The organism is Tabrizicola sp. (genome assembly GCF_030694085.1).
GTDB lineage: Bacteria > Pseudomonadota > Alphaproteobacteria > Rhodobacterales > Rhodobacteraceae > Tabrizicola.
In genome coordinates this window covers 147,290-173,747 of the sequence record NZ_JAUXZE010000009.1, presented here as the reverse complement: position 1 = coordinate 173,747, position 26,458 = coordinate 147,290, and the positions used below count along the sequence as shown (strand labels likewise).

General features: G+C 64.8%; 32 protein-coding genes. 19 read left to right on the top strand and 13 right to left on the bottom strand.

The features are described from left to right. Positions 1 to 51 precede the first annotated feature (51 nt). Together ubiE and ubiB are read left to right on the top strand one after the other, a co-directional pair. Positions 52 to 798 (top strand): bifunctional demethylmenaquinone methyltransferase/2-methoxy-6-polyprenyl-1,4-benzoquinol methylase UbiE, encoded by a 747-nt coding sequence (gene ubiE, locus Q8M85_RS01975; RefSeq protein WP_305539552.1) that lies wholly within the window; start codon positions 52 to 54, stop codon positions 796 to 798. Then, a complete protein-coding gene (gene ubiB / locus Q8M85_RS01970) occupies positions 795 to 2,327 on the top strand; it encodes a 2-polyprenylphenol 6-hydroxylase (protein WP_305539551.1) in 1,533 nt (510 codons plus the stop codon). Before ubiE ends, ubiB begins: the two co-directional genes overlap by 4 nt. A 63-nt stretch (positions 2,328 to 2,390) precedes the next feature. Here ubiB and Q8M85_RS01965 read toward each other — a convergent pair whose 3' ends face one another. Together Q8M85_RS01965 and Q8M85_RS01960 are read right to left on the bottom strand one after the other, a co-directional pair. After that, positions 2,391 to 3,050 carry a flagellar hook capping FlgD N-terminal domain-containing protein gene (locus Q8M85_RS01965; RefSeq protein WP_305539548.1) on the bottom strand — a complete coding sequence of 220 codons (660 nt, stop codon included), beginning with the start codon at positions 3,048 to 3,050 and terminating at the stop codon, positions 2,391 to 2,393. Positions 3,051 to 3,057: 7 nt separating this feature from the next. Then, a complete protein-coding gene (locus Q8M85_RS01960) occupies positions 3,058 to 4,857 on the bottom strand; it encodes a flagellar hook-length control protein FliK (protein WP_305539546.1) in 1,800 nt (599 codons plus the stop codon). A 108-nt stretch (positions 4,858 to 4,965) separates the two neighbouring features. Here Q8M85_RS01960 and Q8M85_RS01955 point away from each other — a divergent pair, with 108 nt between their 5' ends. From Q8M85_RS01955 to Q8M85_RS01930, 6 genes are all read left to right on the top strand, one after another. After that, the gene (locus Q8M85_RS01955) at positions 4,966 to 5,238 is read left to right on the top strand and encodes a rod-binding protein (protein ID WP_305539543.1); all 273 of its coding nucleotides are present in this window, start codon (positions 4,966 to 4,968) and stop codon (positions 5,236 to 5,238) included. Beyond that, positions 5,225 to 5,533 carry a hypothetical protein gene (locus Q8M85_RS01950; protein ID WP_305539540.1) on the top strand — a complete coding sequence of 103 codons (309 nt, stop codon included), beginning with the start codon at positions 5,225 to 5,227 and terminating at the stop codon, positions 5,531 to 5,533. The genes Q8M85_RS01955 and Q8M85_RS01950 overlap by 14 nt, the downstream gene beginning before the upstream one ends. A 195-nt stretch (positions 5,534 to 5,728) precedes the next feature. Beyond that, positions 5,729 to 6,940 (top strand): flagellin, encoded by a 1,212-nt coding sequence (locus Q8M85_RS01945; RefSeq protein ID WP_305539537.1) that lies wholly within the window; start codon positions 5,729 to 5,731, stop codon positions 6,938 to 6,940. A 71-nt stretch (positions 6,941 to 7,011) separates the two neighbouring features. Beyond that, complete coding sequence (flaF, locus tag Q8M85_RS01940; protein ID WP_305539534.1) at positions 7,012 to 7,383, top strand: flagellar biosynthesis regulator FlaF; 372 nt, start codon at positions 7,012 to 7,014, stop codon at positions 7,381 to 7,383. After that, positions 7,380 to 7,784, top strand: coding sequence for a flagellar biosynthesis repressor FlbT (gene flbT, locus Q8M85_RS01935; RefSeq protein ID WP_305539531.1), 405 nt, complete (start codon positions 7,380 to 7,382; stop codon positions 7,782 to 7,784). The genes flaF and flbT overlap by 4 nt, the downstream gene beginning before the upstream one ends. Continuing rightward, positions 7,781 to 8,572, top strand: coding sequence for a DUF1217 domain-containing protein (locus Q8M85_RS01930; protein WP_305539529.1), 792 nt, complete (start codon positions 7,781 to 7,783; stop codon positions 8,570 to 8,572). The genes flbT and Q8M85_RS01930 overlap by 4 nt, the downstream gene beginning before the upstream one ends. Before the next feature lie 128 nt (positions 8,573 to 8,700). Here Q8M85_RS01930 and Q8M85_RS01925 read toward each other — a convergent pair whose 3' ends face one another. Then, entirely contained in the window at positions 8,701 to 10,011 is a 1,311-nt protein-coding gene (locus Q8M85_RS01925) for a FliI/YscN family ATPase (RefSeq protein ID WP_305539527.1), read from the bottom strand. A gap of 84 nt (positions 10,012 to 10,095) precedes the next feature. On the opposite strand from Q8M85_RS01925, the gene Q8M85_RS01920 reads away from it, so the two are divergent. The 9 genes from Q8M85_RS01920 to Q8M85_RS01880 are packed head-to-tail and all read left to right on the top strand — an operon-like array spanning position 10,096 to position 14,604. Next, the gene (locus Q8M85_RS01920; RefSeq protein ID WP_305539524.1) at positions 10,096 to 10,479 is read left to right on the top strand and encodes a FlgB family protein; all 384 of its coding nucleotides are present in this window, start codon (positions 10,096 to 10,098) and stop codon (positions 10,477 to 10,479) included. A gap of 11 nt (positions 10,480 to 10,490) precedes the next feature. Further along, a complete protein-coding gene (flgC, locus tag Q8M85_RS01915; RefSeq protein WP_305539521.1) occupies positions 10,491 to 10,874 on the top strand; it encodes a flagellar basal body rod protein FlgC in 384 nt (127 codons plus the stop codon). A gap of 12 nt (positions 10,875 to 10,886) precedes the next feature. Beyond that, on the top strand, positions 10,887 to 11,177 hold the full coding sequence (gene fliE, locus Q8M85_RS01910; RefSeq protein WP_305539519.1) for a flagellar hook-basal body complex protein FliE: 291 nt from the start codon (positions 10,887 to 10,889) through the stop codon (positions 11,175 to 11,177). Continuing rightward, positions 11,174 to 11,440, top strand: coding sequence for a flagellar biosynthetic protein FliQ (locus Q8M85_RS01905; protein WP_305539516.1), 267 nt, complete (start codon positions 11,174 to 11,176; stop codon positions 11,438 to 11,440). The genes fliE and Q8M85_RS01905 overlap by 4 nt, the downstream gene beginning before the upstream one ends. Before the next feature lie 3 nt (positions 11,441 to 11,443). Beyond that, positions 11,444 to 12,154: a flagellar hook-basal body complex protein gene (locus Q8M85_RS01900; RefSeq protein WP_305539513.1), complete on the top strand. Its 711-nt coding sequence runs from the start codon at positions 11,444 to 11,446 to the stop codon at positions 12,152 to 12,154. A gap of 9 nt (positions 12,155 to 12,163) precedes the next feature. Further along, positions 12,164 to 12,949, top strand: a complete 786-nt coding sequence (flgG, locus tag Q8M85_RS01895; RefSeq protein WP_305539510.1) for a flagellar basal-body rod protein FlgG — start codon at positions 12,164 to 12,166, stop codon at positions 12,947 to 12,949. Next, the gene (gene flgA, locus Q8M85_RS01890) at positions 12,949 to 13,368 is read left to right on the top strand and encodes a flagellar basal body P-ring formation chaperone FlgA (protein ID WP_305539507.1); all 420 of its coding nucleotides are present in this window, start codon (positions 12,949 to 12,951) and stop codon (positions 13,366 to 13,368) included. Before flgG ends, flgA begins: the two co-directional genes overlap by 1 nt. 1 nt (position 13,369) lies before the next feature. After that, positions 13,370 to 14,095 carry a flagellar basal body L-ring protein FlgH gene (gene flgH, locus Q8M85_RS01885; protein WP_371135171.1) on the top strand — a complete coding sequence of 242 codons (726 nt, stop codon included), beginning with the start codon at positions 13,370 to 13,372 and terminating at the stop codon, positions 14,093 to 14,095. Continuing rightward, on the top strand, positions 14,095 to 14,604 hold the full coding sequence (locus Q8M85_RS01880; RefSeq protein WP_305539836.1) for a flagellar basal body-associated FliL family protein: 510 nt from the start codon (positions 14,095 to 14,097) through the stop codon (positions 14,602 to 14,604). The genes flgH and Q8M85_RS01880 overlap by 1 nt, the downstream gene beginning before the upstream one ends. 3 nt (positions 14,605 to 14,607) lie before the next feature. Here Q8M85_RS01880 and Q8M85_RS01875 read toward each other — a convergent pair whose 3' ends face one another. The 10 genes from Q8M85_RS01875 to fliL all read right to left on the bottom strand — a co-directional run bounded on the left by Q8M85_RS01875 (position 14,608) and on the right by fliL (position 24,152). Then, complete coding sequence (locus tag Q8M85_RS01875) at positions 14,608 to 14,949, bottom strand: hypothetical protein (protein ID WP_305539503.1); 342 nt, start codon at positions 14,947 to 14,949, stop codon at positions 14,608 to 14,610. Further along, positions 14,946 to 16,025 carry a flagellar biosynthesis protein FlhB gene (locus Q8M85_RS01870; RefSeq protein WP_305539500.1) on the bottom strand — a complete coding sequence of 360 codons (1,080 nt, stop codon included), beginning with the start codon at positions 16,023 to 16,025 and terminating at the stop codon, positions 14,946 to 14,948. Before Q8M85_RS01870 ends, Q8M85_RS01875 begins: the two co-directional genes overlap by 4 nt. Continuing rightward, positions 16,022 to 16,804 (bottom strand): flagellar biosynthetic protein FliR, encoded by a 783-nt coding sequence (locus tag Q8M85_RS01865; protein ID WP_305539497.1) that lies wholly within the window; start codon positions 16,802 to 16,804, stop codon positions 16,022 to 16,024. The genes Q8M85_RS01870 and Q8M85_RS01865 overlap by 4 nt, the downstream gene beginning before the upstream one ends. Then, entirely contained in the window at positions 16,801 to 18,873 is a 2,073-nt protein-coding gene (gene flhA, locus Q8M85_RS01860) for a flagellar biosynthesis protein FlhA (protein WP_305539494.1), read from the bottom strand. Before flhA ends, Q8M85_RS01865 begins: the two co-directional genes overlap by 4 nt. 1 nt (position 18,874) lies before the next feature. Continuing rightward, positions 18,875 to 19,552, bottom strand: coding sequence for a transglycosylase SLT domain-containing protein (locus Q8M85_RS01855; RefSeq protein WP_305539493.1), 678 nt, complete (start codon positions 19,550 to 19,552; stop codon positions 18,875 to 18,877). Positions 19,553 to 19,629: 77 nt separating this feature from the next. After that, a complete protein-coding gene (locus tag Q8M85_RS01850) occupies positions 19,630 to 21,768 on the bottom strand; it encodes a lipopolysaccharide assembly protein LapB (protein WP_305539490.1) in 2,139 nt (712 codons plus the stop codon). Beyond that, on the bottom strand, positions 21,765 to 22,634 hold the full coding sequence (gene motA, locus Q8M85_RS01845; RefSeq protein WP_305539487.1) for a flagellar motor stator protein MotA: 870 nt from the start codon (positions 22,632 to 22,634) through the stop codon (positions 21,765 to 21,767). The genes Q8M85_RS01850 and motA overlap by 4 nt, the downstream gene beginning before the upstream one ends. A 69-nt stretch (positions 22,635 to 22,703) precedes the next feature. Continuing rightward, complete coding sequence (locus Q8M85_RS01840) at positions 22,704 to 23,267, bottom strand: MotE family protein (protein ID WP_305539485.1); 564 nt, start codon at positions 23,265 to 23,267, stop codon at positions 22,704 to 22,706. Next, positions 23,264 to 23,659 carry a hypothetical protein gene (locus Q8M85_RS01835; RefSeq protein WP_305539482.1) on the bottom strand — a complete coding sequence of 132 codons (396 nt, stop codon included), beginning with the start codon at positions 23,657 to 23,659 and terminating at the stop codon, positions 23,264 to 23,266. Before Q8M85_RS01835 ends, Q8M85_RS01840 begins: the two co-directional genes overlap by 4 nt. A gap of 10 nt (positions 23,660 to 23,669) precedes the next feature. Further along, a complete protein-coding gene (gene fliL, locus Q8M85_RS01830; RefSeq protein ID WP_305539479.1) occupies positions 23,670 to 24,152 on the bottom strand; it encodes a flagellar basal body-associated protein FliL in 483 nt (160 codons plus the stop codon). Between the two features lie 117 nt (positions 24,153 to 24,269). On the opposite strand from fliL, the gene fliF reads away from it, so the two are divergent. Next, entirely contained in the window at positions 24,270 to 25,871 is a 1,602-nt protein-coding gene (gene fliF, locus Q8M85_RS01825; RefSeq protein WP_305539476.1) for a flagellar basal-body MS-ring/collar protein FliF, read from the top strand. Next, on the top strand, positions 25,871 to 26,452 hold the full coding sequence (locus Q8M85_RS01820) for a flagellar biosynthesis protein (protein ID WP_305539475.1): 582 nt from the start codon (positions 25,871 to 25,873) through the stop codon (positions 26,450 to 26,452). Before fliF ends, Q8M85_RS01820 begins: the two co-directional genes overlap by 1 nt. The last annotated feature ends 6 nt before the right edge of the window (positions 26,453 to 26,458 follow it).

The following is a 26,458-nucleotide window of genomic DNA, read 5'->3' as shown; positions in this document are numbered from 1 at the left end:
CTTGCCGCGGCTTCGGTATAACTCCTGTCTGGCACCAATCGGGCGATAGGCATGATCAAAGAACCCCAAGTCAGTTTTGGCGACCACCTCGTTCCCGAGTCCGAGAAGGCCGGGCTGGTGCATGAGGTCTTCACCCGGGTGGCGTCGAAATACGACATCATGAACGATGTGATGTCCGTGGGCATCCACCGGCTGTGGAAGGATGCGATGATGGACTGGCTGGCCCCGCGGCCCGGCCAGCGGCTGCTGGATGTGGCGGGCGGGACCGGCGACGTGGCGTTCCGCTTCCTCGGTCGCGCGCCCACCGCGACCGCAGTCGTCTGCGACATGACCGAATCCATGCTGATCGAGGGGCGCAAGCGCGCCGAGGCCGAACGCCTGCATGACCACCTGGACTGGATCGTCGGTGACGCAATGGCGCTGCCGTTCTCCGACAGCAGCTTTGACGTCTACACGATCTCGTTCGGAATCAGGAACGTCACCCACATCGACAAGGCACTGTCCGAAGCCTACCGCGTGTTGAAACCGGGCGGTCGGCTTATGGTGCTGGAGTTCAGCCAGATCCCCAACGACCTGCTGCAAAAGGCCTATGACCTTTACTCGTACAACGTCATCCCGGTGATGGGGCAGATCATCGCCGGTGACCGACCGTCGTACCAGTACCTTGTCGAATCGATCCGGAAGTTCCCGGATCAAGAGGCCTTCGCGTCGATGATCCGCACTGCCGGGTTCGGCATGGTGAAGTATCGCAACCTCTCGCTGGGTATCGCCGCACTTCATTCCGGCTGGAAGCTTTGAAGGGCCCGCACAACATCATCCGTCTGATCCGAACCGGCGCGACGCTAGAGCGGACCGGGGCGATGGATGTCGTGCTTGAGGCCTTCCGGGCCCCCGCGCGCCTGCGCTTTGCCGCCCGGATGCTGGGCTGGCCCTTCAAGTGGCTGGGCCTTCGTGGCGACCCGGACCTTCCCCCCGCCACTCGCGCGCTGACGGCGCTTGGACCGGCCTACATCAAGTTCGGCCAGGTCCTGTCCACTCGCCCGGATGTGGTGGGCGAAGAGCTTGCCCAGCAGCTGAAATACCTTCAGGACAAGCTGCCACCCTTCCCCAGCGAGACCGCGAAGAAGATGATCGAGGCCGAGCTGGAGCTTCCCGTCTCGACCATCTTCTCGGAATTCTCCGAACCTGTCGCGGCTGCCTCCATCGCCCAGGTCCACCGCGCCCGGCTGGCCGACACCGGTGAGGAGGTTGCGGTCAAGGTCCTGCGCCCCGGCATCGAACGCGCCTTCCGAAAGGACATCGACGCCTTCTACCTTGCCGCCCGCTGGATCGAACGCCTCGCGCCGTTTTCCCGCCGCCTGCGTCCTGTCGAGGTGATCAAGCATTTCGAGGGCGTGGTGATGGGCGAGCTGGACCTGCGGCTGGAAAGCTCGTCCGCCGCTGAATTCGCCGCGAATACCGAAAAGGACGAAGGCTTCCAGGTCCCGAAGCCGCACTGGTTCCTGTCCAGCCGCAACGTGATGACGCTGGGCTGGGCCGAAGGGATCGGGCTGAATGACAACGCAGCGATCGATGCGGCCGGCCATGACCGCACCGTCCTTGGCGCCCGCGTGTTGCAGCTGTTCCTGAACCACGCGCTGCGCGACGGCTTCTTCCATGCCGACATGCACCAGGGCAACCTGAAGATCGCGGCCAACGGTGACATCATCGCCTATGACTTCGGGATCATGGGCCGGATCGACGAATATACCCGCCGGGTCTATGCCGAGATCCTGATGGGGTTCATCCGCAAGGATTACCGCCGTGTCGCCGAGGTGCATTTCGAGGCGGGCTACGTCCCCCCCGACCGCGACATCGACGAGTTCGCCCGCGCCCTGCGGGCCGTGGGCGAGCCGATCTTCGGCATGGATGCCAGCCGGATCTCGATGGCCCGGCTACTGGCCTATCTCTTCGAGGTGACCGAACGCTTCGGGATGGAGACGCGGACCGAGCTGATCCTCTTGCAGCGCACGATGGTCGTGGTGGAAGGCGTGGCGCGGTCATTGGACCCGCACATCAACATCTGGCAGGTCGCGAGCCCCATCGTGGAACGCTACATCCGCGAGAACATCGGACCAAAGGCCGTGCTGCGCGACCTGTTGAAGACCGCACGGGTGATGGCGCGTTTCGGGCCAAAGCTGCCCACCCTGGTCGAAGCGCAATTGATCCGCGCCGGGAACCCGACCACCGTCGTCGTCCGACCGCGTCGGTCGTTCGCCCCCATGCTCTGGGTCATGGCAGTGGTCCTTGCCTTCGTCGCGGGTCTCTCGCTCGACCGTTTCTTCTGACCGCTTGGGCAGGCCAAATTCCTTCGAAGGAATTTGCAAGAATTTTCGAAAATTCTTGGCCCCCTACGACTGCGGTTCGCGCAGGGCGGTGACGTCGCTGGCCAGCACCTCGATCCCGCCTTGCAGGACCAGTCTGGTGCCCGTCGTCCCGCCGCCCTTCGCCTCGATCACGCGGGCATAGTGTTCGACCGGGCGGGCATCGATCAGCTGCTCTCCGTTCATGCTTTCCAGCATGATCTTGTAGTTTCCCGGTGGCAGGGGCGCACCATCCGCCCCGGCGCCAAGCCAGATGTAGGGTGCCTTGCTGACCGGGATCTCCTCACGGGCGACCAGGTTTCCCTGAGCGTCCCGTACGGCCAGAACCGCCCGATTGGCGCCAACCGCCGGGTTCGGCGACAACGTCACGGGTGAGCCCTCATAGCGCACCTGCGCAGACGAGCGGGCTTCCTTTCCGATCCAGCTGGCCATCTCTGCCATGCCCAACTGCTGGAACTTGCCCTGCATGTCGGCCAGAAGCTGGTTCGTCCGAACTTGCTGCTCGACGCCCGAGAAGGTGGCTAGCTGCACTGCGTAATCGGCAGAGTCGATTGGCTTCAACGGGTCCTGGTTCTGCATCTGCACCGTCAGCATCCGCAGGAACGTGTCGAAATCCGAAGAAATCTTCGATGGCGCCGCCGCCGCAGGTGCTGCGGTCGTGGCGTTGGTTACAGCGGTGATGTCCATTCTGGCCTCACAATCTCAGGTCAAGGGAGGCCCCTGCGGCAAGGCGCGGGGCGGGGGAAAGCACAGGGTCGGGGGCGGGCTGGTCCTGTCCCATGCCCCAGTCGTCAGATCGGCCGTGGGAGTCCTCGGACCCGCTTGATCCAGAGCGGTCCTGCCCAAAGCCGATGTCGGCCCCGGCATAGCCGGCGGCGCGCAGGGCTTCGGCCAGTTCCCCGGCGTGGCGGCGGAAGAGGTCCAGCGTCTCGGGCCGTTCAAAGGTGATCATCACCACCATGCGGTCGGGATTCGCGGAGTCAGGCTCGAGTCGCAGGCTAACGCGGCCCAGTTCATCGGGCGACAGCGCAAGTTCTGTTGCCCCGTCCGCGCCTTGTGACAGGGCTGCCGTCATCTGGCCCGCTACATTCGGAACCGGGCTGGATGGTGTGGCCAGTGCGGCCGACGGTCCAGATGCGACGGCTGCATTTGCCACCGCACCGGGCGCAAAGGGCGTCTGCAACCCCTCGTCACCCGTGGTTCCGTCAGGGTCGACTGCGGCCGTCATCCAGGGCATAGGCTGGAGCCAAGACGTCATGAGGGTCGGAAGCGGCGTCGCGGCTTTTGGTATCTCGGTTGTCGGCGGTATGGGGGCCGTCAGAACGGCCTGAGATCCACGCGGGTCCGCGGCAGGCTCTTGCGGGATCGCAATCCCGCCCTGATCCCCGACCGGCGGTACCTGCGGCACGCCTTCCATCCCGACCGTCAGCACGGGTCGCAAGGCGCGAACACCCTGGCCCACTGCGGACACGGGCAGGGCAAGACTGCTGAACATGCTTTCCCACAGTCCTGGCCTGGCCTGGCTTTCCTGCTGCTGGCGTTCGGCAATGTCCGGCAGGGCAAGGTGCCCCGCGGCGGCGCTCTCTTGCGGCTGGACTGCCAGACTGCCGCCCTGGTCTTGCGCCTTGAGCTCTCTGGTGGCGTGCGCCACCGGCGCTATTGCGGCAGGGCCGGAGTCCGGTCCCGACATCAGGATCGGAGCTACGGTCTGTGGCAGGTTCTTTCGATGCTCCACTCGCAGGGACGAAGGCTCCTGCCCGACTTCTGGTGCGACGCGCCAAGCCTGTGCCGCTTGCAGTGTCGTCCCGGGCTGCCGGCCCGTTGCCGACGCCGATGCTTCCGGTGTTGCGGGTTGCACGTTCTCCACTTCCGGGGTTGCGGCCTGGTTAGAGCCTTCCGCCCGCGCCAGGACCGCGTTACGCACGACGTCGGACAGTCCAGAGACGGCCGGACCCTGCCCCTCCCCATCGCGTTTCAGCCGGGAGGCTGTCCGTGCTGCATCGGCAACCGTTGACCGGTTGGCGGACCCTTGGTCCGATGGCCCGGAGCCAGGAGCCGCAGCCCTATCGTTCCGTCCCGGAATCGGACCTGCCGCCCCGCCGTCCCGCCCGTCGCCGTGCGTTCGTTCGGCACTTTGGTGGCCAGACGGAAATGCGGCTTTCCCGCCCTCGGTGCCCCGCACTCGCCCCGGCAAGGTGAGGTCTTCAGAGTTGACTGCCTCGGCCTCGACCTCGACAGTCCCCGCCCTGGGGGAAACGCCTGTTGCGCGGGGCTGCGCCGCTTCGGTGCCTTTGCTCGCAGTGGCCGCAGACGCTCCGGCGATGACCGGCGACACCGGCATCGCCAGCATGACCGGCGGACCGGCGGGCGCTTCGGCCACTGGCGGCTCTGCCTCGAACGAGGCCAGGAAAGCCCCGTCCGGCGCAGGAGGGCTGTCGCCCCCGGTTTCGGGGACGGGGGTCAGGCGAGGAGATAGGACAAGACCTGTTTGCATGGTTCCACGACTTCTGCCGCAACTGCCCTGTTATCTCGTCAAGAGGTTACCCATTCTTTACCCCCATCATGGATCGTTGCTGAAAATCCGACTGATCCAGAGGCCCGCATGGATATCGCACCGATCACACTTCCCGCCCCGTCGCGCCACGACCAGCTTATGGCCAAGGCCGAGGAACTGGAGGCCACCTTCCTGGCGGAAATGCTGGCCCACTCCGGCCTGGGCGAGATGCAGGGCGCCTTTGGTGGCGGTCAGGGCGAGGCGCAGTTTTCGTCTTTCCTGCGGCAAGAGCAGGCGAAGCTGATCGTCCAGCAGGGCGGCATGGGCCTGGCGGAACTGATCTTCAACGCGATGATGGAGGCCGAGAATGGCACTGATTGAAGACCTGCTTGACCAGGCTGCCGAGGCGCTACTGGCGGGAAACCTTGCAGAGCTTGCCGCTCTTGGCCCACGCCTCGAATCGGCTTCCGTGCCGCAAGACCGTGCCACGTTGCAGCGTTTGCAGGCCAAGGCGCAGCGCAATGCCCGCCTTCTGGAAGCCGCAACCCGCGGCGTCAAGGCAGCCCGCCTGCGCGTGGCCGAGATCACCCGCGGCCCCACGCTGACCACCTACGATGCGCGTGGACAGAAGGCGCAGATCGCGCCGCAGGGGCTGATCCCGGCAAGACGCGTCTAGCTTTCGTCAAATGCCGGGCATTTCGGCGGCGGCGTTTAGGAATTGGTTAGCTGCTTTCGCGCTTCACTGTCCTCGCGCCTCATGACGGGGCGGCGCTTCCCGGACCCCGGGCAAGCACGGACAGAATGCCCAAACTGCCACGCCTTGTGGCTTTCCCGGCCGTGAAACCTGCGGCCCCGTGTGAAGGACTATGTAATGTCGTCGATCCTGACCAATACCAGCGCGATGGTTGCCCTGCAGACCATGAAGGGCATCAACGCCAGCCTGAACAAGACGCAGGCGGACATCTCTACCGGCAAGACCATCGCCAGCGCGAAGGACAACGCCGCAGTCTGGGCGATCTCCAAAGTGATGGAATCGGACGTCGAAGGCTTCAAGGGCATCTCGGACAGCCTGTCCGTCGGCTCGGCCACGCTGACCGTCGCCCGCAATGCCTCGGAAACCGTTACCAAGCTACTGACCGAGATGAAGGGCAAGATTGTTGCCGCCCAGGCCGAAAATGTCGACCGGGGCAAGATCCAGACCGACATCGACGCGCTGACCAAGCAGATCGAATCGACCGTGGGCGCGGCGCAGTTCAACGGTCTGAACCTGGTCGACGGCTCTCAGACCAGCGGCAGCGTCAACGTCCTGTCCTCGCTTGACCGCAGCCAGACCGGCGTGACGTCGTCCAACATCACCGTCCAGGCCCAGAACCTGTCGACCAGCGCAGGTGCGGCGCTGACGGCGGGCGGCGGCACGCTGTCCGGGGCTTCGGTGGTCAACCTCACTCCGGTCACGCTGGACGGCTTCACCTTCCAGGGCGGCGCCGGTGCACTTGCCAAGAACGATGCGGGCGCCGACCCGGCCGATACGACCGGGCTGGTGGCGGGCGACCAGATCAAGCTGAAGATCGGCTCGGTCGAAGGCAAGTATGTCGTGCAGAAGGGGGATACCGGCGATGCGCTGGTGGCGGGTCTGAAGGCCTCGCTCACCGCGGGCGGTTTGTCGGACACCGACTTTACCCTGACGCTGAACGCGGGCCAGCTGGAGGTGGCGAACAACACCAACCAGGCCGCCGACATCACGTCCTCGGCGGCGCGTGGCACGGGCGGCCTTTCGGGTCTGGCCACGCTGAACGTCGTGAACGCGCCTGCGACCGCGCTGCAGGACATCGAGGGCATGTTGCAGACCTCGATCGACGCGGCCGCATCCTTCGGCTCGTCGCAGAAGCGGATCGAAATCCAGAACGAGTTCGTGGGCAAGCTTACCGACTCGCTCAAGACCGGCATCGGCGTCATGGTCGATACCGACATGGAGGAAGCCTCGGCCCGGTTGCAGGCGCTGCAGGTGCAGCAGCAGCTGGCCACCCAGGCGCTGTCGATCGCGAACCAGCAGCCGCAGGGTCTCCTGTCTCTGTTCCGTTAAGCACTTCGGGCCGCGCGGATTGACCCTCGCGGCCCACCTCACCCCAACGCTTTCGAACAGATGGACACCCCATGACCTTCCATTCCGCAATCAGCTATGCCCGACCCGAGGCACCGACCCGTTCGCTGCGGTCGGTCGAATACGACCTGCTCGCGCAGACCACACAGCGGCTGCGCACCGCCTGGACCAATCGCGCGACCGACTATCCCGCACTGGTGCGCGCCGTGACCGACAACGTCGCGCTCTGGTCGACGCTTGCCTCGGACGTGGCGCTGCCCGGCAACGGCCTGCCCGCCGCCTTGCGCGCCCGGCTTTTCTATCTTTACGAGTTCACCGCCCAGCACAGCCGGTCCGTCCTGGACGACAAGGCCAGCGTCGAGGTTCTGGCCGACATCAACATGGCGGTCATGCGCGGGCTTCGCGGCGACGGAGGTGGCAAATGAGCGGCCTTGTCCTGAAACTTGGGCCCCACGAGCGGGTGCTGATCAACGGCGCGGTGATCGAGAATGGCGACAAGCGCTCGCGCCTTGCGATCATGACGCCCAACGCCAATATCCTGCGCCTGCGCGATGCCATCCACCCCGAAGAGGTGAACACCCCCGTCCGCAGGGTCTGCTACATCGCGCAGCTGGTGCTGACTGGCGACGCCGACCCCGAGGACGCCAGGATGCAGCTCCTGCGCGGTATCGAGCAGCTTTCCCAGGTGCTGACCGACTATGACAGCCGCACGCAGCTGACCCTTGCCAGCCGCGCGGTGATGGAGGCGCAGCCCTACCAGGCGCTCAAGGCGCTACGGGCGCTACTTCCGCGAGAGGAGCGGCTCTTTGCAGCTGGCCGCGCATGAGTTTCCAGCCGGTCCTGCCGCTTTCCGGCTTCACCGGCTGGGGGTTTCTCAAGCGGACAATGGTGCGGCAGCAGGCCGTGCAGCAGGCGCTTCCGGTCCAGCAGCGCGACGAGGCCTATTTCCGCGACAAGATCGGCAAGGCCGACACCGCCGAGAAGCTGGTGAACGACAAGCGTCTTCTGCGCATCGCCCTTACCGCCTTCGGGCTTGAGGGCGATGTGAACAGCAAGGCCTTCATCCAGAAGGTTCTGGAAGGGGGCACGCTGAAGGAAGGGAGCCTTGCCAACAAGCTGGCCGACAAGCAGTACCAGAAATTCGCCGCGGCCTTCGGCTACGGCGATTTTTCGGTTCCGCGCACGAAGATATCGACCTTCCCGGACGAAATCCTGACCCAGTTCCGCGCCAGGACTTTCGAGTCAGCGGTGGGTCAGCAGAACAACACCTACCGCCTGGCGATGAACGCCGAACGCGAGATCCCGGCGCTGGCTTCCCGGACGATCAGCGAGACCGCCAAGTGGTACACGGTCCTTGGCAACGCGCCCCTGCGCGAGGTGATGCAGACTGCGCTGGGTTTGCCGAAAAGCTTTTCGTCCATTGACATCGACCAGCAGGTCTCGGTCCTGAAAAAGCGGACCGAGGCGGCGTTCGGCTCGGCTGACATCGGCCAGTTCAAGGACCCCAGGAAGCTGGAGGCGCTGACCCGCCGGTTCATCCTCCAATCCGAGATGCAGGGCCAGACGGCCGCGATCTCGCCGGCTGCCACAGCGCTGACGCTCCTGCGCCGCTAAGCCCCGGCGCTGTTTCAAGACAGGTTAAAACTTCCTTGATAAAAATCTACAGGTCTTTGATTCAAATAGACTTCCAGGCTTTGTCCACCGTGGACAGCCCACCCGAGCAAAGTCTTTTGCGGCCCCCGTCACCCCTTCAGGCTGGCCCTTAGTCGCTCGAAGCTCCCCATGATCCCGTTGGCCGGGGCGGTCTCGGCCAGGAATCCGTCAAGCTGCGGCCAGATCTTGATCGCCCGGTCGATCACCGGGTCCGACCCCGAGGCATAGAGCCCCGCCTGGATCATCATCTCGGCCCGATCATAGGCCCCCAGAAGCCGCCGGGCCTCGCCGATCATCTGGTTCTCTTCCTCCGATGCCGCCTCGGGGAGCGAGCGGGAGACCGAGCGGAGAAGGTCGATGGCCGGAAACCGCCCTCTCTCGGCGATCCGGCGGTCCATCACCACGTGCCCGTCCAGGACCCCGCGCAGGATATCGGCCACCGGCTCCTCCATGTCCGACCCGGCGACCAGGACCGAGAAGACGGCGGTAATGTCGCCCTTCCCCTCGGGTCCCGGCCCCGCTCGCTCTGCCAGACCCATGATCGCCTGGGTCAGCGAGGGCGGGAAGCCGCGCAATGACGCGTCCTCCCCCCCCGCCAGCGCCACCTCGCGGTGGGCCTCGGCAAAGCGGGTGACGCTGTCGACCAGAAGCAGCACATGTTTTCCCTGGTCTCGGAAATGCTCAGCCACCGCCATCGCCGTCAGCGCGCACATCCGCCGCATCAGGGGCGACTGGTCCGATGTTGCCGTCACCACCACGCTGCGGGCCATCCCGGTCGGACCCAGAACGCGTTCGGTGAACTCTCGCAGTTCTCGGCCCCGTTCCCCCACCAGGGCGATGACGACGACATCCGCCTCCACCCCGCGCGCGAACTTGGCCAGGAGCGAGGACTTGCCCACGCCCGAGCCCGCAAAAAGGCCGATCCGCTGCCCGCGCACCAGGGGAAGGAGCGTGTCGAAGACGGCCACCCCTGTCTCCAGCCGCCCGCCGAGACGACGGCGCGAGGCCGCCGGCGGCGCGGGGGCCCGCAGGGCGCGAGACACGCGGCCGCGCAACAAGGGTCGACCGTCCAGCGGCTGACCGCTCGCATCGATGATCCGCCCGATCCAGCTGTCATCCGGTGCGATCTCGGCCTTTCCCAGCAGCTCGACCCGGTTGCCGATTGCCATCCCGTCGCCCGAGGCATCCGGCAGGACAGAACAGCGCCCCGGCATCAGTCGCAGAACCTCGCCCCCCGCCACGCCATCTCGGCTGTGGATCAGCACCCGGTCGCCGATCGTGGCGGTGTCCAGCCCGGTCACCTCGGCCAGACCGCGTCGCGTCTCGACCACCCGCCCGACCCGCCGCAGCGGAGCGCTGACCGCTATTTCTGCCAGCAGCCCATCGAAAATTCCAGCCACGGGATTCTCCCTTTGTTCGCTCTCAACCGTTTCTAAAGGAATCACCCTTAAGCCTTGGTGAAGTTGGTCGTGGGAGAAGCCCCGATGTTTGAGAAACTCGAAATTACCCGAATGGCGCAGGCTTTGGCCGCGCAGTCCGGGTCACGCATGGCGGTCATCGCCGAGAACATCGCGAATGGCGACACTCCTGGCTACAAGGCCAAGGACGTCCCTGCCTTCGCCGATGTCTATGCAGCCGAAGGTCTGGAGATGCGTGCCACGCGCAGCGGGCACCTCAGCGCGCCAGCCACGGCGGCGGGGCCGATCCCCGACATTGTCCGCGGTCACGAATCGCCCAACGGCAACTCGGTTTCGCTTGAGGCCGAAATGGTGAAATCGGTCGAAGCGCGCCAAAGCCACGAGATGGCACTGGCGATCTATCGGGCGACGTCGGACGTGGTCCGCGCCAGCCTTGGCCGGCCAAGGTAAGGGGGTAGCACATGGGCAACGATCTCATTTCTTCCCTCTCCTTTTCGGCCTCCGGCATGGAGACGCAGGCAATGCGGCTGCGCCATGTTTCCGAGAACATCGCCAACGCCGACACACCCGGTTACCACCGCAAGGTGATGACCTTCGAACAGGCCATGGACAGTGGCCTGGTCAAGGCCGGTCCCGTGAAACTGGACCGGTCCGACCTGACGAAGATCTACGATCCCGGGCACCCGCTCGCGGATGAAACCGGTCACTATGACGGCTCGAATGTCGATCTGGTGATCGAAATCGCTGACGCGCGCGAAGCGCAGCGCAGCTACGAGGCGAACCTCAGGATGTTCGATCAGACGCGTCAGATGACGCAAAGCCTGTTCGACCTTCTGCGCCGATAGGGGAGATCCAGAATGGACGTGAAGACCTCTTTCGTTTCCCAGGCCTATGCGAATGCCCGGACCGCCGCCGCCCCCCAGCCAAAGGAGGGGGCGGCGGAACAGGGTTTCGCGAAACTGGCCGGAAACTTCATGGGCGCCTTGCAAGAGCACGAGGCGACGGCCCGGTCTGCCATGACGGGCGGTGCCGATCCGCATGCGCTGGTGCAGGCGCTGGCCTCCTCGCAAATGGCGGTCGAGACGGTAGCCACGGTCCGCGACCGCGTCGTCGAGGCCTACCAGGAAATCCTGAGGATGCCGGTATGACCGAGCCGATGATCTATGACCTGACCCGCCAGGCCTTGTGGATCTGCGTGGTCATCTCGGCACCCTTGCTGACGATTGCCCTTGTGGTTGGGGTTGTCATCGGCCTGTTCCAGGCGCTGACCTCGGTCCAGGAGATGACGCTGACGTTCGTTCCGAAGGCAGCCGTGATGCTGGGGGTGTTCTGGCTGTCGATGAGCTTCATGACCTCGACCCTGGTTTCGTTCTTCACCGAAACCATCATTCCGCAGATTGCGGGGGGCTAAGACATGGACGCCGCCGGATATGCGACGCTGAACCGCCAGTCGGGCCTGATGCGCGAAATGGGCGTGGTGGCCAACAACATCGCCAACGCCTCCACCATCGGGTTTCGGCGCGAAGGCGTGGTCTTTTCCGAATATGTCGCGGCTTTGGACCACGACCCGTCCTTGTCGATGGCCCATGCCAGCGGCCGCCATGTCGACCTGTCGCAGTCGACGCTTAGCCAGACCGGCGGGCAGTTCGACTTTGCAATCCAGGGCGAGGGGTTCTTCCTGATCGAGACGCCACAGGGCCAGCGCCTGACCCGGGCCGGCACCTTCACGCCGTCGGCCGAAGGGGAGCTGGTGACGCCCGACGGCTACCGACTGCTGGACTCGGGCGGCGCGCCGATCTTCGTGCCGCCGGACGCGAAGGGCGTGGCGATGGCCTCGGATGGCACCCTGTCGGCAGGCGGTCAGCCCATCGCCCAGGTCGGGCTCTGGCAGCCTGCGGACCCACTGTCGCTGCGCCATCAGGCGGGTACGATGTTCTCTGCCGATGCGGTGGAGCCAGCCGAGGCTGCGACGGTGCTGCAGGGGATGCTGGAGGACAGCAACGTCGAGCCGGTCTCCGAGATCGCCCGCATGATCACGGTGCAGCGTGCCTACGAGCTTGGTCAGAAATTCCTGGATTCCGAGGACGAACGTGTCCGCGGCGTGATCCAGGCGCTTGGTCGATAGGAGGCCGCAATGAAGGCTTTGCAGATCGCTGCAACGGGGATGTCGGCGCAGCAGATGAAGGTCGATGTTGTCTCGAACAACCTCGCGAACATGTCGACGACGGGCTACAACCCCCGCCGCGCCGACTTTGCCGACCTGACCTATCAGCAGATGGCCCGGCCCGGAAGCGTCACCGCGGCGGATGGGTCGATGTTGCCGACGGGGGTGCAGATCGGGTTGGGCGTGCGGCCTGCGGCGGTGTCGGTGGTGATCGGCCAGGGGACGCTGGAAGCGACGGGCGGGGATCTGGACGTCGCCATCGACGGCAACGGTTATATCGAGGTGCAGATGCCCTCGGGCCAGGTCGGCTATACCCGCGACGGGGCGCTGAAACGGTCGGCCGAGGGACTGATCGTGACCTCAGACGGCTACCCTGTCGTGCCGGGGATCACCGTTCCGGCGGATGCGCGAGGTCTGACGATCTCGCCCACGGGTGAAGTCTGGGCTGATTTCGCCGACCGGGTCGATCCCGAGCTGATCGGCCAGATGACGATTTCGTCCTTCCCGAACGAAAAGGGTCTGGAAGCGATCGGGTCCAACCTTTTCCTGGAAAGCCCGGCCTCGGGCGCGGCCTTCTCGGGCACGCCCGGGCAGGAGGGTCTGGGGACGCTGCGGCATGGCTACCTGGAGAGCAGCTCGGTCGACGCGGTGCGCGAAGTGACCGAGCTGATCAAGGCGCAGCGCGGATATGAGCTGAACGCCAAGGTGATCACGGCAGCCGACCAGATGCTGGCCGCCACGACGCAGGTGCGCTGATGCTGCGGGTTCTGCTTCTGGTTGCCCTTTCGGGTCCCGCTTCGGCGGAGAGTCTGGTCGCGACGCGGACCATCCGGGCGAAGACCCTGATCGCGCCCGAGGATCTGACCCTGGTCAGTGCCGAGCTTCCCGGCGCGCTCAGCGATCCGGCGCTGGCCGTTGGGCTGGAAGCGCGCGTCTCGATCTATGCCGGAAAACCCGTCCGGCCCGGAGACCTGGGTCCACCGACCCTGGTCGAGCGCAACCAGCTGGTCACACTGGTTTATCTGTCCGGCGGGCTGGCGATCTCGACCGAAGGCCGCGCCCTGGCCCGGGGGGCGGACGGCGATCAGATCCGGGTGATGAACCTGGGCTCACGGAACACGGTCATGGGTCGGATCGGCCCGGACGGAGCAGTCTATGTCGGATGGAATGGATAAGATGATGATACGATCCTGCATGATTTTGACGCTGGCTCTGGTCGGCTGCGGCAAACTGGAACAGGTCGGGCGTGCACCCGAGTTCTCGGGGCTGGAGGGAACGGACCAGCACTATGCGATGTATGCCTCGTCGCTGCCCGAGGATCAGCGGCCCGCCACGGTGTCGGACGGATCTTCACTCTGGAGCGGGGGCACGCAGTCGCTGTTCGGCGACCGTCGTGCGGCGCAACGGGGGGACATCCTGACCGTGGTGATCGAGATCAACGATAGCGCATCGATCTCGAATTCGACCGGCCGCAGTCGCAGCGGCCAACAAAGCGGCGGCATCCCCGACCTTCTCGGCATACCGCAGCGGCTGAACGAAAGCCTGCCTGAGGGCGCCAGCATGGGCGACGCCTTCGACATGGACTCGTCTTCGACCTTCAAGGGCCAAGGGTCGGTCGCGCGAAAGGAGAAGGTAACCCTGCGCATCGCGGTGACGGTGGTCGAAGAGCTGCCGAACGGCGTGCTGAAGATCGAGGGCCAGCAGGAAGTCCGGGTCAACTTCGAGATGCGCGAGCTGATCGTGACTGGCTACGTCCGTCCCGCCGACATCTCTCGGCAGAACGAGATCACCTACGACAAGATCGCGGGCGCCCGGATCGCCTATGGCGGCCGCGGTCAGATCACCGATATGCAGCAGCCGACCTATGGCCAGCAGGTCGCCGACATCGTGATGCCGTTCTGATCATGGGAAAACTCATTCCCGTCATTCTTGCACTGATCGGCCTGGGTGGGGGCGTGGGCGCCGGCATGTTCCTCCGCCCCGCGCCGCCCCCCGAGGACCAAGCCGCCCAGGCCGCCAGGAAGGCTGCGGAAGGCGCAGAACATGCCGAGGCAAGGGAAGGCGAAGTCGGCGAATCCAAGGAGGGTGCGCCTGAATATGTCAAGCTTAACAACCAGTTCGTAGTTCCTGTCGTCGAAAAGGGGCGAGTGGCGGCCTTGGTGGTCCTGTCTCTGTCCCTGGAAGTCAAACCTGGAAATACGGAGCCCGTCTATCTTCGTGAGCCGAAGCTAAGAGACGCTTTCCTGCAGGTGATGTTCGATCATGCCAACACCGGCGGATTCTCGGGCTCGTTCACCGACGGCTCGAACCTTGTCGTCCTACGCACCAGCCTGAAAGAGGCCGGCGCTAAGGTGCTTGGGCCGGTGATCACCGATGTTCTCATCACCGACATCGCGCGTCAGGACACCTAAGAGCTATCGACCGTGCTTCAGCCGCGTTGCCAGACCCTGCAGGGCCTGCATGCGGCCGAAAGCTGTCTGAGCCTCACTGCGGGACTCCATCCAGTCCACCGTCTGCCGCGCGATCACCAGGTTCAGCTCGGACCGGCGCTGGTCGGCCCAGCGGTTGTAGGTCAGCGCCACCTTTTCGGCTGTGACCGGCTCCAGATCGGTGGGCGCGGCCGACAGGTCCAGCGCGGCAATCTGCTGTCGGCTGCGCTCCAGCTCGGCCGCCGTGCTGCGCAACCGACCAAGGCGTTGGTCAAGCACAAGCTGTGCAAGGTCGACCAAGCGGGCAATGTCCGCGCCCCGGGTCATTTCCGTCGCGCCCTTTTGCGCATCGTCTCGGCAAAACGGATCGCCGCGGCGACCGCCCGATACTGTTCGACCCGGATTTCCTGGCCGACCTCGACGGTGGCATGGATCGCGCGGGCTGTCGGGGGGTCGCTGTGGATCGGCACGCCGTGTTCAGCGGCCCTTTCCCGGATCTTGTGCGCGATCTCGTCCACGCCCTTGGCCACGCAGACCGGAGCGCCGCCCTTGGCGCGGTCCCATCTCAGCGCCACGGCATAGTGGGTCGGGTTCACAACCACCACATTTGCCGTCGCCACGTCCGAGAGCATGTTGTTTGTTGCAACCTCTTGCGCGCGCTGACGGCGGGCGGCTTTCAGGTGGGGGTCGCCTTCGCTTTCCTTGTATTCGTCCATCATCTCCTTGCGCGACATGCGCTGCCGCTGGCGATGCTGGAAGTTCTGCCAGATGAAATCGACCCCACCCACAACCAGCTGAATGACAAAGACGATCGCCAGGAAATGCAGGGTCATCCGCGCCATCAGTGCCCCCGACATGGCCGGCGTGAGGTAGAGGCTGGCGAGGATCTCCTCCAGTCGCGCGGCGAGAAAGTAGTAGAGGATCAAAGACACGAAGCAGAGCTTGACCGCACTTTTTGCGAACTCCACCAGACCGTCGACGCCGAACTTTTGCCCCGCGGTTGCGATGGGCGATATCCGCGACAATTTGGGCGCAAGCTTGCTGGGCGCGACGACGAAGCCCCGTGTCGCGACGAGAAGGGTAAGCACCAGCACAGGTGCCAGCACCAGAAGCGCCAGTGGTGGTCCCGCAACGGCCAGCAGGATGCCTGCGACCGGGCCGCTTCCGCCCGCCATAACCAGCGACGACAAGCGGTCGGCCTGGTCCAGCAGGACCATCCCCGCACTTCCCGACCGCTGGACGGCCCAGGCTCCGAAGGTGAAAAGCGCCAGCAGGAAACCCCCGGTAGCAACGGCGGTCTGCAGGTCCACCGACTTTGGAATATCCCCGTCCTTGCGAGCCCGGTCGAGCTTCTGCTGCGAGGCCTCGTGTTCCTTGTCGGCTTCGTCTTCCTGGCCGCTCATGGCACCACCGCGAAGGGTTGCGCGAGGTGGGACATGAAAGCGTCCAGCCAGACCGCAAGCAGGACCGGGGTTGCGACGGCAAGCAGGGCAAGCCCGCCAAGGGTTAGCGCCGGGGCTCCGACCATCGACACCATCAGCGTCGGCATGGCGCGGTTGATGGCCCCCAGAGCCAGGTTGTAGATCAGCGACGCGATCACGAAGGGCGCCGCAAGCGAGAACGCCAGGCTGAAGGTGCGCCCGATCAGCGCAAGGCCCCAATCGGCTGCAGCAGCGGCGGAATGATGTACTCCGGCTGGCAGGACGTCGTAGGAGAGCAGGACAAGCTCGGCTGCCCGGACATGCAAACCAGCGGCCATTGCCAGGGCAAGTCCGGCGATGATCAGCAGGTTTCCGATCGCCGGTTGCGGTTCGGGGGCAACCCCGGAAAAGAGCTGTGACAGCGTGGTCGCCTGGGCGATCATTGCGGCGGCAGTCTGCAATGATGCAATGAAGAGCCGCATTCCGATTCCAAGGATCAGGCCGGCGACGGCCTCTCCGCCAAGGGCAAGGAGGGAGGGAGGGACCTCTGTGGCACTGATGCGTTCGGCGAGGAGGGGTGCGACCACCAGGGTCAGGCAGACGACAAGGGCAAGCTTGATGCGCTGCGGGACCGCAGGATCACCAAAGCCCGGCATCAGCGCGACCACCGCCCCGATCCTGACAAAGGCCAGCGCCGTCGCCCATGCCAGGCTTTCGGCCAGGCCCAGCAGAACGGAAAGGTCGGCAACGATCTGGTTCACGCCGGCACCTGGCCGATCAGCGCCGGTCGGGCATCGGTCCCGATCTCTTCGTAGGACAGCACGGGCATGTGCAGCCCCTTGGCGTGGACTACTGTCCGTAGAAAGCGCCGACGCCCGACCGAGGTGACGAGGGCTGGGTAGACCCCGCTCTCGGCCGCGCGATTGGCCCGTTCCGTAAGCCCATTGGCAAGCCGGGCGAAGATTTCCGGCGGCAGGGCCACGTCGCGTTGCCCGCGGTCGCTGTCAATCTGGTAGGTTGCGAAAGTCCGTTCCCAATCTGGAGCCAGCTGGATCAGGGGAACAGATCCATCGGCGCGTTTCAGTTCGGCGATGATCTGGAAGCCCAGGCGCTGGCGTACGTGTTCGCAGATCGCTTCGGGCGCTCCGAACTGTCGCGCCTCTGCTACCGATTCCAGGATCAGTGGCAGGTTGCGGATCGAGACCCTCTCGTCCAGCAGCAAGCGCAGAACCGCATGAAGCAGATCAATCGGCACCTTCTCCGGGATCAGCTCGTCCAGCAGCCGACGGTTCGCTTCGGCCCGGATCGGGTCCGAGAGCTTGACGAACTCGTCAAGGAGGCGCCGCAGTCCGCGCAAGGTGAGAAGCCGCGCGAGGTTCGATTTCAGCACTTCCAGGAGATGGGTCGCCAGAACCTCTGTCGGAGACACGACCGTCAGACCGGACAGTGCCGCATCCTCCTGCTGGTCGGGATTGATCCAGCGGGCAGGGGCGCCATAGACCGGCTCGCGGGCGTCCAGCCCGTCGGGCGCCGGAGCTCCATCGTTCAGCAGGACCAGAACCCGGTCGGGATAGAGCCGATCCGCGACGCGCTCGACTCCCTGAAGCCGGATGCGGTATTGACCCGGAGACAGGGCGCCCTCATCGGTCAGGCGGATCTCGGGCAGGATAAAGCCATATGAGGTCGCCACATGGTTGCGCATGTTGGCGATCCGGCTGTCGAGACCGGTAGCAGGGTCCAGCACCATCGACACCAGGTTCGGCGCGAATTCGATGTGGATGTCATCGAAGTCGAGCACATCGCCGATCGAGCGCGGTTTGGGCGCGTCCAGCGTTGGAGGGGGCGGGACCTCTGACTGCGACGCACGGCGGGATTGGGAAAAGGCCATCGCCCCCAGGCCAAGCGCTGCAAACATGAACGGGACGAATGGCATCCCTGGCACAAGCGCAAACAGGGCCATCAGCGCGCCCACTGTGCCAAGCGCGCCAGGATAGCGGCCGAGCTGGGCGAAGAACGAGATATCCGCCGCGCCTTTCTGGCTGCCCTTGGCCAGCAGAAGAGCCGCCGCGACCGAAATGATGACCGCCGGAATCTGGCTGACGAGACCGTCACCAACCGTCAGGATCGTGTAGGTCTGGAAGGCCGTGTCCGCGTCTAGGCCGTGGACGAAGATGCCGACGATCAGACCGACGACGATGTTCAGCATCGTGATCAGCAGCCCCGCGATCGCGTCGCCCTTCACGAACTTCGATGCGCCATCAAGCGAGCCGAAGAAGTTCGTCTCGGCCAGTTCCTGCTCCCGCCGCCGCTTTGCCTCGTCATGGTCGATCGCCCCGGCGGACAGGTCGGCGTCGATGGCAAGCTGACGACCCGGCATGCCGTCCAGCGCAAAACGCGCGCCCACCTCGGCCATACGTCCGGCGCCCTTGGTGATCACGATGAAGTTGACGATCAGAAGAACGATGAAGATGACGAGGCCCAGGATCAGGCTGCCGCCCATGATGAACTGGGCGAAACCCTCGATGACATGGCCGGCAGCATCCGTTCCAGTGTGGCCCTGTCCGATGATCAGCTTCGTCGACGACACGTTCAACGCAAGCCGCAGCAACAGCGACGCAAGGAGAATCGTCGGAAAGGCCGAGAAATCCAGTGGCCGGTCGATGAACAGCGTCACCGTCAGCATCAGGATCGCCAGAGCAAACGAGATAGCCAGTCCCAGGTCGAGCATCCAGGCTGGGACCGGCAGGATCATCATCACGATGACCGCCATGAGGCCGATGGCCAGCAGGATCGTCGGTCGGAAGACAGCGGCAGAAAAGCCCTTGATCATCTTACGGCGCCCCGATCAACCGAAGGCCCCCAGGACCGGCCGGGACAAGCGAGCCGCCCGACCCTGTCGATCCAGCGACCAGCAACGGAAACCGGTTCTCGCGTTCGGATAGATCGCGACCTGTGTCTTGGACGTCAGGGACGCTCCCTTCCAGCTTGGCGTAGGCGGCTTCGAATTTGGCCTGGTATGCGGTTGCGAACTCGGGGGTTGCCGAGTGATAGGCCGCTGCCGCAACTGCCCAATCCCCGGTCTGCGCGAAATGGTCCGCCAGGAATTCTGCAGCATAAAGGGCATTCTTCTCGGGATCGAGCATGTCGGAAACCGATGCGAACCCCTGGGCGTGCCAGCGATAGTTCAACTGGAAGCAGCCAAGATCAACATTGGTGGCTCCCTGTTCCAGTGCCGCCGCCGCCTCTTCCTCGGCCTCGACAGCACTGTCGAACCAGCGACCGTCGCCGCCGAAATTGACTGTCCAGGGCCAGGGGCGGCCCTCACGCCCCGTCTCGACCATGGAAATCGCGCGCAGGACGGAATATGGCACTCCTGTCCGTGCTGCTGCATCCGAGGCGGCCCGCAGGCAAAGATCCGAAGGATCCTCGCCTCCCAGGGCCAAGACGGCAGACAGAAGCAAAGCCAAGGCGGCGGTCGTCGTCGTCAGTGTCATTCGTCTTCGGGGCATTTCACGCTCCACCCCAGGCATTCTGCCGGGGTCGCTGATCAGACTACGGGACGAATCTTTCTGGCTGGTTACCGGGCTTAGTTGCCATCAGGTGGAGGTACATCGGCCAAGAGCGCGTCGATCGCGTCGCGTGCGGCGAGACTGGCTTCGACAGTCTGGTTGCCTCGGCCAAGAAGACCCGTTATCTGAGCACCCTCTAGCGGCTGGGCAAGATCGGCGGTTGCCTGCCACTGCCCAGCCGACTCGGGTGCCAGGCCGGACCAGTTGCCCTCCCAGAGTCCGACGCGAGATGCGGTTTCGCTGTCGCCTGCCCTGGAGAGTGCCGATTGTGCGGCCGATAGATCGCCCAACAGCAGCAATGCTTTGGCGCGTAACGCCTCTGCTTCAGCTCCTGCAAGGCCGTCCAGCAAGGCAAGGGCAGCACGCGCGTCACGCCGACCAAGCTGTGCCTTTGCCGCCGTCTCACGCAACTCGACCGGATCGGATGCGGCAACTGGTCCAAGCCAGACGAGCGCCGCATCCGGGAAACCCAGTGCGAGCAACCGGTCAGACAACGCCTGAGCGACCTCTGCGGCAACGTCTGGCCGAGGCGCCCCCGCCGTAAGCACGGCGTGGCGCAAGAAGTCGTCGTCGGCAGTGCGCGCCTCGACGACGCGCCAAAGATCCGAGAGTACGGAAGGCGCCGGATCGGCCTTGAAGGCCGCTTGGATCTGGTCCGAAAGGGCAAGCGCCAGGACGAGGGCGCGATCGACCTGCGCGCCAAACTGGCCCCCTCTTGTCTCGCCGCGAATTGCCATCAACGCGTCTGCAATCTGAGGATCCATCGGTTGCAGCTTGTGGAAATGCGTCTCGACAAGAGCCACGAGGTTTTCGGCACTGTCGCCGTCCAAAGCCACGGCCGTCTCGGCGTGAGCTTGCGCCGCGTCGGCATCTCCTTGCTGCAGGCTGGCCTTTGCATCGATGAGAGCCACAGTTCCCTGGTCGACATCCGGTGACCGCTCCATTGCGTCACGGATGATCCGCACCGCTTCGGAATCGTCGCGCGCAAGGAATTTCTCGGCCAGGGCCGGCCCAAGATGGCGCCGCAGATGCGCGGGCAGCGCTAGGAAAGCCTGAAGAATTGCGTCCCGGTTCACAGCAGGGCCGGGGGGAAAGCGATCCTGTGCCAGTGCCGCCCAAAGCGCGGGCGGTCCCTCGCACTCTAGCATGCTCGCGAAGGCAGACTGAGGATCGGTCTCGCCGTCGACCAGATGCGCCATCGACCGATAAAGCGACACGGTGTCGCCCGAGGACCCGTCAACCAGCATGGCGAGATGCTGACGCGTTTCGACGCCGAAGCCCAGATACAGCAGCTGACGTGATGACCGCAGGACAGAGTCTTCGTCAGGCAGGTCGAATTCACCGTAAAGGTCGGCACGCGCTGCCACGAGGAGTTCGTGCGGCAAGAGGTCATCGCCCCAGGTGGCAAGATCGACAAGCTTGGGGTCCACGCATGCGGATGGCAGCGCATCTTCGGCGATCAATGCTCCCGGCTTGGTCACTGTGACGCCCGGATTCTCGCCAATCCTGATGTGCGACCAGGGTAGCTCGGCATGGTCGAACGCGGGCTGTTTCGGGGGCTTTCCGGGCATCTCCATGTCCACCACGCCGTCGGCAGCACCCTTGGCGATCTGCTCCAGAAGCTCATCCCGAAGGGGTTCCAGCGACACGGTTCCCGTGTCAAGCGGCAGAGGCAGAGAAAAGTCTGTCGGAGAACTGGTCGAACGGCCATCCAGCCAGTCATAGGCCGGGATCGTATCGGGAATCGGAGGAGAGCCGGTCACCAAGGGAAGCGCCGCCTCGAAGGCCGAGCCTTTCGGGGCGGGACCCTCCTTGATGTCCAGCACGACAATGCCGCCCCGGTATTCGAACGGGAAGACGTGGCAGTCGCAACCCAGGACCATGGACAGGGCCCCGCTGGTCGGATCGACCGCTAGGTCCGCCAGCCTGGCGCGCGGTATTCTCTGCCAGACCGTTGAAAGGTCGTAGTCAGGCTGAGTTCCGGCCCGTGCCGCGAATGCGTAACCGGTCTTCGTTCGACCGACGGTCCACTCCATTCCTGCGGGCAGCTCGATTACCAGACGTGTGAAGTCGCCATGTTCCCCGGACAGCACCCGAGCGGTTTGAGCCTGCGCCTGGACAGTGAACGCCAGCAGCAGAAGCAGCGCCCGGATCATGCGGCTTCCTGCTTGAGATTGCGCATCGCCTCTTCCAGGTCGCTGAAGCCGGGGCGGAGATGGTGCGGAGTGTTCTGGCGGCCGACCTCGATGCAGATGTTGGCCGGATGGCGATGAAGGTTGGCGACCAGCACCTCACGGATCAGTTGATAGAAGTGGATGTCCTCTTCGACCACAGTCTTCACCCGTGCGGCGAAAGGCCCCATCAGACCGTAAGCCAGGAACACGCCCAGGAAGGTTCCGACCAGAGCGCCGCCGATCATCTTGCCCAGAACTTCGGGCGGCTGGTCGATCGAGCCCATCGTCTTGATCACGCCCAGCACGGCCGCGACGATCCCGAGGGCGGGAAGCCCGTCCGCCATCGTCTGCAACGCGTGGCTGGAGTGCATCGCGTGGTGCAGCGTCGCCTCCATCCGCTTGTCGAGCACCTCTTCGACCTGGTGGGGGTCATCATAGTTCATCGACGCCGCGCGCATCGTGTCGCAGATGATATCCATCGCCTCGTGGTCGTGCTGGATCCGCGGATACTTGCCGAAGATCGCCGAGGTGTCGGGCGACTCGATGTGTTCCTCCAGAGCGACTGGATTTGCGCGCGCCAAGCGGATCAGTTCGAACAAAAGGCACAACAGGTCGCGATAGTCGGCGGGCTTCCATCTTGGCCCCTTGAAGACCTTCCCCACGTCCTTCAGCGTGTGCTTCACCGCCGCCATGTCGTTCGAGATCAGGAAGGCCCCGACTGCAGCCCCGCCGATCATTATCATTTCGAAAGGCAGCGCCTTGAGGATGATGCCCATCTTGCCGCCGGCAAGGACATAGCCGCCGAAGACCATGATGAGAATGACGGCGATGCCGACGAAGCCGAGCATGTTGATGTCCTCTGTCGGGTTGCGTTCCGGGCAGTATCACGGGCGGGGGTTAAGACTCTCTGACCGCCGTCACTCTTTCGGCACTCCTGCGTTGCGTCCGGCGACGATGACGCTGACGCCGTAGGCTGCTTCGGCGGACATCCCCGACAGGATGGCCGCTGCCGCTTCGGGAGGCATCCGGCCCAGGAAGCCGGCAGCGAATTCGGGCGACATCGTCTCGAAGAGTGCCGCCGCATCCTTGGGCTTCATGGCCTGGTAGACGGCCGTCAGGTTCTGGATGTCCTGCTCGGCGGCGCCGTCGGCCAGTGCGAGTGTCGCCCTCAGCTCTTCCTCGACGGCCTTCATCTCTTCCAGACGCCGGGAGATTGCTGCCTCGGCGAGGGAGAGCGCGGCAAGACGGTCCTGCAAGGCAGCTTCCTGTGCAGCGACCCGATCTTCGCGCAGGCTAAGAGCTTCCGAGAGGGCGCTTGGCATTTCGCAGGTTGCCGGAAGCGCGTCTGCGGTAGCCGTTTCCTCTTCGGACTTCGCAAGTGCCGCACCGATGCCGGAGCCCAGCCGCAGGGCCCCCGATGAGGCAAACAGCATGGCCACAATGAAGAGTGCGCCATGTCCGGCGCGACGACGGCGGCTCATTCTGCGGCCTCAAGCTCATCGCGCGGAGCACGGCGGCGCACGAAGCGCAGGCGACGCTCGTCTTCCGACGGCTCTTCGGCCTCCGGGCGGGCAGGGGGCGCCTTGGGGTCGGGCAGGTCGTGGAGCGAGGCGACCAGCAGCTCCAGCTTCCGCGCCACCGCCTCGCCCCGCGCCGTCAGCGCCTCAAGGCTTTCGGCCGAGCCGTTCGCGGCCCCTCGGGCTTTTTCCAGTGCCACGGTCATGTCGTCGACCTGCGCCGACAGCACTGCAATGGCCCCGCCCATTCCGGTTTCCAGCGTGGTGAACTTCTTCAGCCGGGTCGAGAGCACGTAGCAATAAATCGCGGCTCCGAACGAGCCTGCCATCAGAAGGATATCGGCGATCAGGTCCATGTCTTGCGTCCTAGTTCAGCACAAATTCGGTGATCAGAAGGTCGCGCACCCGGCCGTCGCCCGTGACGACCTGGATCCGTCGCAGCATTTGGGCGCGTAGCCGCGCCATCGCTTGCGGATCTTCGATCGATGCTGTGTCGATGGCACGCAGGTAGCTGTTCACCACGTCAAGGATGCGAGGCGCCAGGGTCGTCACGTCCGCCGCAGCTGTGTCCACGACCTCCAGTTGCGCCGTGAAACGAAGATGCTCGCTGCCCGAATCGGGTCCCAGCGAGATCACGATGGTTTCAAGCGGAACGAAGGCGATGCCCGTCAGCGGACCGGGCACATGCTCTTTCTCGGCATGGTCTTCCCCGCTACCCAGGATCAGGCCTGAAAACGTGGCGTAGAAACCCCCGCCACCCAGCACCAGGGCCAGGATCAGACCAATCAGCAGCGGCTTCTTCGACCGCTTCTTCGGGGGCTCTTCCAGTGCGGCTTCAGCCGTTGCCATGTTCACGCTCCGTTTCTCGGGACAAGGCAACCATAAGCCAAAGGTCACTAACCGATTGTTAAGCCCGACCGGCGAAAGCTTGGCCCACGGCAGAACCGCCGGAGCCGGAGAATCGCCTTGCAGAACGTGATCGACATCTGGACCAAACTTGACCTGCGTCGCCGCGTCATCATCGTGGGGGCGACACTTGCCATGTTTGCGGCAGTGCTTGCCCTTAGCCGGATGGCCGGAAAGCCAGAAATGGGCCTGCTTTACGCAGGGTTGGAGCCTGGGGCCGCAGGTGAGGTCGTGGCCGCACTGGACCAGCGCGGCGTGGCTTACGAAATCCAGGGCGACTCGATCCTGGTCGATGTCGGCCAGCGTGACGCCCTGCGCATGGCCCTTGCGTCCGAGGGTCTGCCGGTTGCGGGCGGCGGCGGCTACGAACTACTTGATTCGCTGTCGGGGTTTGGCACCACCTCGCAGATGTTCGATGCCGCCTACTGGCGCGCAAAAGAGGGCGAGATTGCGCGGACGCTTCTCGCCATGCCTGAGGTCAAGGCCGCCCGCGTCCATATCGCCAGCGCCCCGACCCGTGCCTTCCAGCCCGAGTCGCAGGCGACGGCCTCGGTGACTCTGACCACAGCCTCGGGCAGCCTCAGCGAGGCGCAGGCCCGCGCGATCCGCCACCTGGTGGCCAGCGCGGTTGCGGGGATGGTGCCGGATTCGGTGCAGATCATCGACACGGTCGCGGGCCTGATCGGCGGGCAGGAGAGCGAAGGCTTCCAGACCGGTGATGCGGCCGACCGTGCCGCGGCGATCAAGGGGAATGTCGAGCGTTTGCTGGCCGCCCGCGTGGGCGCGGGCAAGGCGGTTGTCGAGGTTTCCATCGACCTTATCTCGGAACGCGAAGCGATCACCGAGCGCAAGTTCGATCCTCAGGGCCGGGTCGCGATCTCCTCCGAGACGGAAGAGCGCAGCGGTTCCAGCACCGAGCCGGGTGGTGGGGTGACGGTGGCCTCGAACCTGCCCGAAGGTGATGCGGCTGCGGGCGGTCAGGGCCAGAGCCAGACCTCTGAAACGCGCGAGCGGGTGAATTACGAGGTCTCGGAAACCCAGCGCGAAATCCTGCGGAGCCCGGGCGGGGTGCGGCGGATGACGGTGGCCGTAATGGTCGATGGCGTGGCGTCAGTGGCCGAAGACGGCACCCGGACCTGGGTTCCGCGGCCCGAAGAAGAATTGGCGACCCTGCGCGAGCTTGTCGCTTCGGCCGTGGGGCTGGATGAGGCGCGCGGCGATGTGCTGACACTGAAATCACTTGAGTTCCAGGGGCTTCCGTTGCCCGCCGGGACCGAAGCGACCACCAGCTTGCTGCCGCCTCTTGGCCAGATCGACGTGATGTCGATGATCCAGACGGCGGTTCTTGCCCTGGTGGCGCTGGTTCTTGGCCTTTTCGTGATCCGGCCGGTCCTGACCTCTGCAAATCGGGCTGCCATGCCAGCACCCGAGTCGCAACTGGCGCTTCCGCCGGCGCTGGGGTCCGGGGCCATCGCCTTGAACGGCGAAGTGGATGATGGCTTCGACTATGGTGCCTTTGCCAGCAGTCGGCGCGAAACCGGCGAGGGTGACGAGCCCGAGGAGGATCCGGCGACACGCCTCCGCCGCCTGATCGAGCAGCGCCAGACCGAGTCGATCGAGATCCTGCGTGGCTGGATGGAATCCGAAGAGGAGCATGCCTGATGTCGGCCTTGCGTCTTGAGGTTTTCGACACTGCATCGGCGGCTGACGGCTCGGTGCAGCCCCTGGTCGAGGCGGCTGCCGTCGAGGAAGCCAAGGTCGCTTCGTTCGAGCAGGGCTATTCCGCCGGCTGGGATGACGCTGTGGCCGCGCAGCAGGGGGACCAGGGCCGGATCCGCGCCGACCTTGCGCGGAATCTGCAAAGTCTCTCGTTCACTTTCCAGGACGCCCGCAGCCATGTCCTGCACTCCATCAAGCCCCTGATCCTTGAAATGGTGAACCGCCTGCTCCCCGAGGTTGCACGCGAATCCCTGGCGCCGACGGTGCTGGAGGCAGTGATGCCGATGGCCGAAGAACTGGCGGACGCGCCGATGATCCTGGTTTTGAACCCCGCAGTCCGCGGCCAGATCGAGGACCTCCTGAGCCAGGCGACCGGCCTGCCGATGGTGGTCGAGGAGGAACCGACGATGCCGGACGGCCAAGTCTACATCCGCTTCGGCGCGTCCGAAACCAAGGTCGACCTCGGTCAGGTCACCACCGACATCGCCATCGCCGTCCGCGCCTTCTTCAACCTCAACAGCTGAGGATAC

Coding starts and splice junctions, on each gene's coding strand:
- fliE (WP_305539519.1), top strand. CDS start 10,887: ATGGACGTGAAGACCTCTTTCGTTTCCCAGGCCTATGCGAATGCCCGG.
- Q8M85_RS01840 (WP_305539485.1), bottom strand. CDS start 23,267: ATGAGCCGCCGTCGTCGCGCCGGACATGGCGCACTCTTCATTGTGGCC.
- Q8M85_RS01870 (WP_305539500.1), bottom strand. CDS start 16,025: ATGAGCGGCCAGGAAGACGAAGCCGACAAGGAACACGAGGCCTCGCAG.
- Q8M85_RS01850 (WP_305539490.1), bottom strand. CDS start 21,768: ATGATCCGGGCGCTGCTTCTGCTGCTGGCGTTCACTGTCCAGGCGCAG.
- flbT (WP_305539531.1), top strand. CDS start 7,380: ATGAGCGGCCTTGTCCTGAAACTTGGGCCCCACGAGCGGGTGCTGATC.
- Q8M85_RS01955 (WP_305539543.1), top strand. CDS start 4,966: ATGGATATCGCACCGATCACACTTCCCGCCCCGTCGCGCCACGACCAG.
- flgA (WP_305539507.1), top strand. CDS start 12,949: ATGCTGCGGGTTCTGCTTCTGGTTGCCCTTTCGGGTCCCGCTTCGGCG.
- flgH (WP_371135171.1), top strand. CDS start 13,370: ATGATGATACGATCCTGCATGATTTTGACGCTGGCTCTGGTCGGCTGC.
- Q8M85_RS01900 (WP_305539513.1), top strand. CDS start 11,444: ATGGACGCCGCCGGATATGCGACGCTGAACCGCCAGTCGGGCCTGATG.
- motA (WP_305539487.1), bottom strand. CDS start 22,634: ATGCTCGGCTTCGTCGGCATCGCCGTCATTCTCATCATGGTCTTCGGC.
- flgG (WP_305539510.1), top strand. CDS start 12,164: ATGAAGGCTTTGCAGATCGCTGCAACGGGGATGTCGGCGCAGCAGATG.
- Q8M85_RS01950 (WP_305539540.1), top strand. CDS start 5,225: ATGGCACTGATTGAAGACCTGCTTGACCAGGCTGCCGAGGCGCTACTG.
- Q8M85_RS01835 (WP_305539482.1), bottom strand. CDS start 23,659: ATGGACCTGATCGCCGATATCCTTCTGATGGCAGGCTCGTTCGGAGCC.
- flhA (WP_305539494.1), bottom strand. CDS start 18,873: ATGATCAAGGGCTTTTCTGCCGCTGTCTTCCGACCGACGATCCTGCTG.
- Q8M85_RS01855 (WP_305539493.1), bottom strand. CDS start 19,552: ATGCCCCGAAGACGAATGACACTGACGACGACGACCGCCGCCTTGGCT.
- Q8M85_RS01965 (WP_305539548.1), bottom strand. CDS start 3,050: ATGGACATCACCGCTGTAACCAACGCCACGACCGCAGCACCTGCGGCG.
- Q8M85_RS01905 (WP_305539516.1), top strand. CDS start 11,174: ATGACCGAGCCGATGATCTATGACCTGACCCGCCAGGCCTTGTGGATC.
- ubiE (WP_305539552.1), top strand. CDS start 52: ATGATCAAAGAACCCCAAGTCAGTTTTGGCGACCACCTCGTTCCCGAG.
- Q8M85_RS01960 (WP_305539546.1), bottom strand. CDS start 4,857: ATGCAAACAGGTCTTGTCCTATCTCCTCGCCTGACCCCCGTCCCCGAA.
- Q8M85_RS01945 (WP_305539537.1), top strand. CDS start 5,729: ATGTCGTCGATCCTGACCAATACCAGCGCGATGGTTGCCCTGCAGACC.
- flgC (WP_305539521.1), top strand. CDS start 10,491: ATGGGCAACGATCTCATTTCTTCCCTCTCCTTTTCGGCCTCCGGCATG.
- Q8M85_RS01875 (WP_305539503.1), bottom strand. CDS start 14,949: ATGACCCGGGGCGCGGACATTGCCCGCTTGGTCGACCTTGCACAGCTT.
- fliL (WP_305539479.1), bottom strand. CDS start 24,152: ATGGCAACGGCTGAAGCCGCACTGGAAGAGCCCCCGAAGAAGCGGTCG.
- Q8M85_RS01930 (WP_305539529.1), top strand. CDS start 7,781: ATGAGTTTCCAGCCGGTCCTGCCGCTTTCCGGCTTCACCGGCTGGGGG.
- Q8M85_RS01920 (WP_305539524.1), top strand. CDS start 10,096: ATGTTTGAGAAACTCGAAATTACCCGAATGGCGCAGGCTTTGGCCGCG.
- flaF (WP_305539534.1), top strand. CDS start 7,012: ATGACCTTCCATTCCGCAATCAGCTATGCCCGACCCGAGGCACCGACC.
- Q8M85_RS01820 (WP_305539475.1), top strand. CDS start 25,871: ATGTCGGCCTTGCGTCTTGAGGTTTTCGACACTGCATCGGCGGCTGAC.